The organism is uncultured Maricaulis sp. (assembly GCF_905480005.1).
Classification (GTDB): Bacteria; Pseudomonadota; Alphaproteobacteria; order Caulobacterales; family Maricaulaceae; genus Maricaulis.
On record NZ_CAJQOO010000020.1, the window covers coordinates 38806 to 45856 of the forward strand.

General features: G+C 62.1%; 6 protein-coding genes. 3 read left to right on the top strand and 3 right to left on the bottom strand.

Features of this window, described 5'->3' with window-relative positions:
* Positions 1-84 precede the first annotated feature (84 nt).
* Positions 85-1242: a glutamate 5-kinase gene (gene proB / locus QZ266_RS03045; RefSeq protein ID WP_295691548.1), complete on the bottom strand. Its 1158-nt coding sequence runs from the start codon at positions 1240-1242 to the stop codon at positions 85-87.
* Positions 1243-1559: 317 nt separating this feature from the next.
* On the opposite strand from proB, the gene QZ266_RS03050 reads away from it, so the two are divergent.
* The 3 genes from QZ266_RS03050 (at position 1560) to QZ266_RS03060 (ending at position 5379) form a co-directional block, all read left to right on the top strand.
* Positions 1560-2339 carry a pyrroline-5-carboxylate reductase gene (locus QZ266_RS03050; protein WP_295691549.1) on the top strand — a complete coding sequence of 260 codons (780 nt, stop codon included), beginning with the start codon at positions 1560-1562 and terminating at the stop codon, positions 2337-2339.
* A gap of 46 nt (positions 2340-2385) precedes the next feature.
* On the top strand, positions 2386-3642 hold the full coding sequence (locus QZ266_RS03055; RefSeq protein ID WP_295691551.1) for a glutamate-5-semialdehyde dehydrogenase: 1257 nt from the start codon (positions 2386-2388) through the stop codon (positions 3640-3642).
* Between the two features lie 111 nt (positions 3643-3753).
* Positions 3754-5379: a sodium/solute symporter gene (locus QZ266_RS03060; RefSeq protein WP_295691552.1), complete on the top strand. Its 1626-nt coding sequence runs from the start codon at positions 3754-3756 to the stop codon at positions 5377-5379.
* 97 nt (positions 5380-5476) lie between these two features.
* On the opposite strand, the gene eda is transcribed toward QZ266_RS03060, so the two are convergent.
* Both eda and glk read right to left on the bottom strand, forming a co-directional pair.
* Positions 5477-6109, bottom strand: coding sequence for a bifunctional 4-hydroxy-2-oxoglutarate aldolase/2-dehydro-3-deoxy-phosphogluconate aldolase (gene eda / locus QZ266_RS03065; RefSeq protein WP_295691554.1), 633 nt, complete (start codon positions 6107-6109; stop codon positions 5477-5479).
* Positions 6106-7051 (bottom strand): glucokinase (glk, locus tag QZ266_RS03070; RefSeq protein WP_295691556.1); only part of this gene is annotated, 946 nt, incomplete at its 5' end. The genes glk and eda, both read right to left, overlap by 4 nt.

Genomic DNA, 7051 nt, shown 5'->3' on the forward strand with positions numbered 1-7051 from the left:
TTTCGGTACGGCGGCAAGCAGAGAAACGCGGCGGCCCGGGCCGAGCCAACCCTGTTTCAGCCGATAATGCCGGTTGGCGACAGGCTAGGACGAGACCAGTCGCAAGGATTTGGTCGGCGCATCCCAGGGCAGGTGCTGCTCATCGAGGATGACCATATTGGCTCGGTTCACGATCTCCGGACGGGCGTGATAACCGAGCAATTCCTTGACGTCCTGATCAGTATGACGGGCCAGCATCATTGTTTCATCCGAGGAAAAATTGGTCAGACCGCGCGCAACTTCGTCGCCGCTCTCGGAATAGATGTGGAGCACATCGCCCTTGGTGAAGGCGCCGTGTATTTTCACGATATCCTCGTGACTGACCCCGCTTGCGCTGGTCGCCAGAACTTCGGCAGCGACATCGTTGAGCACAAGGCTACCGGCACGCTGCAGACGGTTGGTGAGCCAGACGGCCCAGGACGAGGCTGGCGTCCCCTTTGCCACACACTTTGTGTGTCGGCGTTCACCGGACAGGACGGCCGAGACCGGGCGGTCAATCGTCCCCTCGGCGATCAGAGTCGTGCACCCGGCATTCTGGGCCAGATTGGCAGCCTGGATCTTGGTCAACATGCCGCCCGAGCCGAGCGAACTCGTGCCGGAGGTGACCTCCAGATATTCAGTGACATCTTCGATTGTATCGACGAACTCGGCTTCGGGGTCCGACGGGTCGCGATCATACAGGCCATCAATACTTGTCAGTATGACAAGGTGATCGGCCTGGATCATCTGTGCCACCTTGGCTGCGAGGCGATCATTGTCGCCGACGCGGATTTCCTCGGTGGTGACGGTGTCATTCTCGTTCACGATCGGCATGACGTCGCGCTCGAACAGTCGCTGGATCGTGTTCTTTGTATTAAGGAAACGACGACGTTCCTCCAGATCGTCGAGGGTGACCAGGATCTGGGCAATGTCGAACCCATGCTCGTGCGCGACCTGCTTGTAGGCGTTGAGCAAGAGTGGCTGACCGCAGGCCGCCGCGGCCTGCTTGTCGAGAACACCCGCCTCTTCCGGCGACGTATTGATGGCGTTCAGGCCGAGCGCGACCGCGCCGGACGAGGCCAGGACAACATCATGCCCCTCGTCACGCAGACGGGCGATGTCCGCCAGCAGCTCATTCATGAAGGCATAGCGGAGGGTCAGCCGGCAATCATGGGCCAGCAGGCTGGACCCGATCTTCACGACGATGCGTTTACGCTGGCTCACACTTATCTCCTGATCGAAGCGCCGGAATGGTGCGGCGCAAACTGAGGCGCAAAGTATTTAGCATTCAAAATTTATCAACCCCGAATTATGCACCAGACTTTTTCAGGGTGCCGCATTGCTGCCGCATTAAACCTAATTTCTTGTGCGGGGCAGCCGATACCGGTCTGATCTTGCGACCGCATATATAATTTGAATTCGAAATTGTTTTTGTTATACACCGCTCCGACAGAGCTCGACCCGCTCAGGCGGATCGGGCATTTTCATGTGTGGACGGCGCCAAACAGATGCCAGACCAACATTCATCGAAGGAGCCGGGCATGGACATATTGCTGGTCGGATGCGGGAAAATGGGCGGTGCCATGCTGCGTCGCTGGCTCGACGCCATGCCGGCCCGGTTTGCCGCCGTGAACCGGAGCGGTCGCGCCCTGCCGCCGGGAACGGAGCATGCGACCGGTTCTGATGCGCTGAATGGCCGGCGCTTTGACGCCATCGTCATCGCCGTCAAACCGCAGCAGATTCCGGACGCCCTGCCCGCCTATACCGGCCTGTTGGCCGAGGATGGCTGTTATGTCTCGATCGCCGCTGGCTTTTCAACAGCCTCGATCGGAAAGATCGTCGGCGACAAGCCTGTCGTGCGCATCATGCCCAATCTGCCGGCCCTGATCGGACGCAGTGTGAACGGGCTCTACGCCAATGCCGCATGCGGTGAGGCGCACCGCGAGCTCGCCAACCAACTGGCCACGGCCACAGGCACCGCCGTGTGGCTGGACAGCGAAGACGAGCTCGATCGCCTGACCGCCGTCGCCGGTAGCGGCCCGGGCTATGTCTTCGAGATAACGCGCAGCTATATCGCGGCCGCCGAAGCGATGGGCTTCTCGCCCGAGACCGCGCGGGCCCTGGTTCTGGAAACCATGGGCGGGGCAGTCGAGATGGCCACGCGCTCCCAGGACGATGTCACCGATTTGCGCAATTCGGTGATGAGCAAGAAAGGCACGACGGAAGCGGGCATCAATGCCTTGCGACGCGATGGACTTCTGGACACGCTGCTGGAGGACACCATCCGCGCTGCCTATGACCGGGCCGTCGAGCTTCGCTGATTTGTCGCAACCCGCTAGACAACAACCATCCGACCCCAAGGAAACCATGTCAGATCGTATGCAAGCCTATATCGAACAACTCGGCCGTCAGGCTCGCGAGGCCTCTCGCGTTCTCGCGACCGCGTCCACGGACCGCAAGAATGCCGCTCTGATTGCTGCTGCATCCGCCTTGCGGTCACGGGCGGGTAGCTTGCTCGAGGCCAACCGCATTGATGTCGACAGCGTCAAGGAAGCCGGCAAGCCGGCCGCCTTTGTCGACCGCCTGATGCTGGACGACCAACGCATTGAAGGCGTTGCCTCGGCGATCGAGTCCATCGCCACCCTGCCCGATCCGGTCGGACGCATCCTGGCCCGGATCGATCGCCCGAACGGACTGCGTATCGAACGCGTCGCGGTTCCACTTGGCGTTATCGGGATGATCTATGAATCGCGCCCCAATGTTGGCGCCGACGCCGGTTCGCTCTGTCTGAAGTCCGGCAATGCGGTCATTCTGCGTGGCGGTTCGGAGAGCCTGAACTCCACCCGCATCATTGTCGACTGCATGAAGGAAGGCCTGCGCGACGCCGGCCTGCCGGAAGACGCGATCCAGATGATCGACACCTCGGACCGTTCCGCCGTTCAGCACCTTCTGCAATGCACGGCGTATGTTGACCTGGTCATCCCGCGCGGTGGCAAGGGTCTCGTCTCGCTGGTTCGGGACCAGGCGCGCGTGCCGACGCTTCTCCACCTGGACGGCAATTGTCACACCTATGTCCACGCAGCGGCTGATCTCGACAAGGCTGCTGCCATTGTCGAGAACGCAAAATTGCGCCGGACCGGTATTTGCGGGGCGACAGAGAGCCTGGTCGTCGACGAAGCCGTCGCGGCCGATCTCCTGCCGCGTCTGGTTGACCGCATGGCCGATTGCGAGTTCCGCGGCGATGGCGCCGCCGTCGCGATCGACCCGCGCATCAAGCCGGCGGATGAGAGCGATTGGGATACCGAATATCTCGACGCCTGCCTGTCCGTGAAGGTCGTGAAGGGTCTCGAAGAGGGCATCAATCACGTGGCCGCGCATTCCTCGGCCCATACCGATGCAATCGTCACCGAAGACATGGACGCAGCCGGCTGCTTCCTGTCGATGATCGACAGCGCTGTCGTCATGCACAATGCCTCGACCCAGTTCTCCGATGGCGGCGAATTCGGGATGGGGGCCGAGATCGGAATTGCCACCGGAAAGATGCATGCGCGTGGCCCGGTCGGCCTCGAACAGCTCACCTCGTTCAAATACCTGGTGCACGGCGAGGGCCAGACGAGGCCCTGAGCACTGGCCCGATCACCGGCCTGCACCCGGGGGGCAAGCGACGCCCCCTTGAGCCGCACACCGAATACCCCGACTTTCCACCCTTCGTTTCGCTGAACCCAAGGCAAGTCCATGGATATTGAAGCTCTTATCTCGCTGGCGCTCTACTTCGTCCTGATGATGGCGATCGGCCTCTACGCCTATCGCAAGTCAACGGATGACGTGTCCGGCTACATGCTGGGCGGGCGCCAGCTTCACCCTGCCGTTGCCGCGCTCTCCGCAGGCGCGTCCGACATGTCGGGCTGGATGCTGATGGGCTTGCCGGGCGCGATCCTGCTGACAGGCATTTCGGAATCCTGGATTGCGATCGGCCTGATGATCGGTGCCTATTTCAACTACAAGCTCGTGGCACCGCGACTGCGCGTCTATACCGAGATTGCCGACGACGCGATCACCATTCCGGACTATTTCGAGAAGCGTTTCGCCGACAAGTCGCGTCTTCTTCGTGTCATCTCCGCCATCGTGATCGTGGTCTTCTTCACGATCTACACCTCGGCCGGTGTGGTTGCTGGCGGCAAACTCTTCGACGCCTCCTTCGGCCTCAACTACCAGCTTGGTCTCTTCCTGACCGCAGGCGTCGTGGTGGCCTATACCCTGTTTGGCGGTTTCCTCGCGGTCAGCCTGACCGACTTCGTGCAGGGCGTGATCATGTTCATCGCGCTGATCCTGGTCCCGGTCGTGACCATCATGCAGCTGGGCGGCTTCGGTCCGACTGTTGACGCATTGAGCACGCTCAGCGTCGACGTCAATGGATGGGACAAGGACTATCTGTCGATGATCCCGCAAGAGAGTATGGGCCTGGCGGTCATCGGCATCATCTCGACCATGGCCTGGGGCCTTGGTTATTTTGGTCAGCCCCACATCATCGTTCGCTTCATGGCCGTGAGGTCTCTGAAGGACGTCAAGATCATGCGCCGTATCGGCATGAGCTGGATGCTGATCACGGTGATTGGCGCCGTGCTGACCGGTGCCGCCGGGCTTGCCTATGTCAAAAGCCAGGGCATCCAGACGGCTGAAGGCCTGAATGTGGCCCGCGTCGTCGAAGCGCCGACGGATGCGACGACCACGATGGGGGAGCTGGACGCGCTCGACACCGCCGGCGCCTTCGCCGATGGCGATGTGGTGCTGGGTGATCAGGAGACGATCTTTATCCTGCTCTCCCAGGTCATCTTCCACCCCTATATTGCGGGCTTCCTGCTCGCCGCCATCCTGGCAGCGATCATGAGTACGATCTCGTCCCAATTGCTGGTCTCGTCGAGTTCTCTGACCGAGGATTTCTACAAGGTCTTCCTGCGCCGGAATGCGAGCCAGAAGGAATTGGTTCTGGTGGGCCGACTCTCGGTCCTGGCCGTCTCGCTGGTCGCGATCGGGCTGGCCTTCAATCCGAACTCCAACATTCTCGGCCTGGTGTCGAATGCGTGGGCCGGCTTCGGCGCCGCCTTCGGGCCGGTGATCCTGGCCAGCCTGTTCTGGCGCGGCATGACCCGTATCGGTGCGATCAGCGGCATGGTCGCCGGCGCCGTGACAGTTCTGGTCTGGATCTACGGCCTGCAGCTCTCGGGCGTCATGTACGAGATTGTTCCGGGCTTCATCGCCTGCCTGGTGACGCTGTTTGTCGTCTCCAAGGCGACCGCCAAGCCGGGGCCGGACGTCACCGACTATTTCGACGAGATGCGCAAGCGCGTCAAAGCCGGCTAGTCGCGGACAACACTCCGCCCAACAAGAAAGCGGCGACCCTGTCGGGTCGCCGCTTTTTTTGTTCCCGGGAGGCCCGGAGCCGGCGGGAAAAGGACCGTCAGGTCTTCATCGCGGCTGCCGCGGCGGCATTGGCTGTAATCATCTCCCAGTCATTCGCCTCGATCATCGCTCCGGTCGCAATCCAGGAGCCTCCGACACAGACGACATTGGGCAGAGCCAGATAGTCCGGCGCCATCTCACGCGTGATAGAGCCCGTTGGGCAGAAGCGGATATCGGGCAGCGGGCCGGCGATGGATTTGAGATAGGGACGACCGCCAGCCTGTTCGGCGGGGAAGAATTTGAGCACTTCGAAACCGGCTTCGACCGCGCTCATTGCTTCACCGGCCGTGGCCACGCCTGGAAGAACCGGCAGGCCCGAGCCCAACAAGGCAGGAATGAGTTGCGGCGACAGACCGGGCGAAACCAGAAAATCGGCGCCGGCCGCCATGGCATCGGCCACCTGCTCGGGTGTCCGGATCGTGCCCATGCCGATGATCATGTCCGGCTCGGCGCGCTTCATCTCCGCGAGCACCTCAAGAGCCGCGGGGGTCCGCATGGTCATTTCCAGCACGCTCAGGCCACCCGCCTTGAGCGCCCGTGCGAGGGGCGCGGCCTTTTCAACATCACCCACGGTCAAAACCGGGATGACGCTGGCAGCGCGGACGAGAGTTTCAAGCGTGATGGGGGTCATGACAGACGATTGCCCTGTTCTGCCAGCGCGGCGGCACCACGCAGGGCGGCCCCGTCCGACTGGATGAGACGAATTGGAATATCGGAGACATATCGCGTCATCGGGCCACGGCCCAGAAAGCGCGACTTGAAGGCGCTGGCCTCGAGCAGGCTGCGAATGCGGGGCAGGATACCGCCGCCGAGATAAATCCCGGCACGCGAGCCCGTCAGAACCGCGACATCACCGGTATAGCCCCCCAGTGCCGCGCAGAAGAATTCCACCACCTGGGCGCCCATCGATTCCGGATCGGCGAGCGCTTCACGGGTGATGTCTTCCGGACGATAACCCGGCCAGCTTTTGCCTTCGATCTGGCACAGGGCACGATGGATGTTGACCAGACCGCGACCCGACAGGATGCGCTCCCAGGACACAAATCCGTATTCGCGCGCCAGGACACGGCCGACTTCAATCTCCAGATCCGTGCGCGGCGCAAAACCCGCATGTCCGCCCTCGGTAGCGACGACCTTGACCGCATCCCCGTCCGGAACCAGCAGGCCCAGGCCAAGTCCGGTGCCCGGGCCTAGAACGGCAATCGGTGTGCCATCGACGGGGCGTCCGTTGGAAATCTCGACAATGTCAGCGGTCGGTGTCAGCGGGGCGCCGCGGGCCTGGGCCTCGAAATCATTGACCGCCATCAGGGTTGCCATACCCAGCTCTCCGCCCAGCTCGTCCGGCCGGAAACTCCAGGTCGCATTGGTCAGCTGGACCCGGCCGGAACGGATCGGCGAGGCGACCGCGAAACAGGCGCGGTCCGGACGATCACCATCGCAGCTTTCCAGATAGGCCATGGCGGCATCGCGCAGATGCTCGAAGTCCTCATTCTTGAGGCGACGCACCTGATCGAGCTCAAACCCCTGCGTCACGTTTCCGCGCGCAATGGCGAAACGGGCATTCGTGCCGCCG

Coding starts and splice junctions, on each gene's coding strand:
- QZ266_RS03050 (WP_295691549.1), top strand. CDS start 1,560: ATGGACATATTGCTGGTCGGATGCGGGAAAATGGGCGGTGCCATGCTG.
- QZ266_RS03055 (WP_295691551.1), top strand. CDS start 2,386: ATGTCAGATCGTATGCAAGCCTATATCGAACAACTCGGCCGTCAGGCT.
- QZ266_RS03060 (WP_295691552.1), top strand. CDS start 3,754: ATGGATATTGAAGCTCTTATCTCGCTGGCGCTCTACTTCGTCCTGATG.
- eda (WP_295691554.1), bottom strand. CDS start 6,109: ATGACCCCCATCACGCTTGAAACTCTCGTCCGCGCTGCCAGCGTCATC.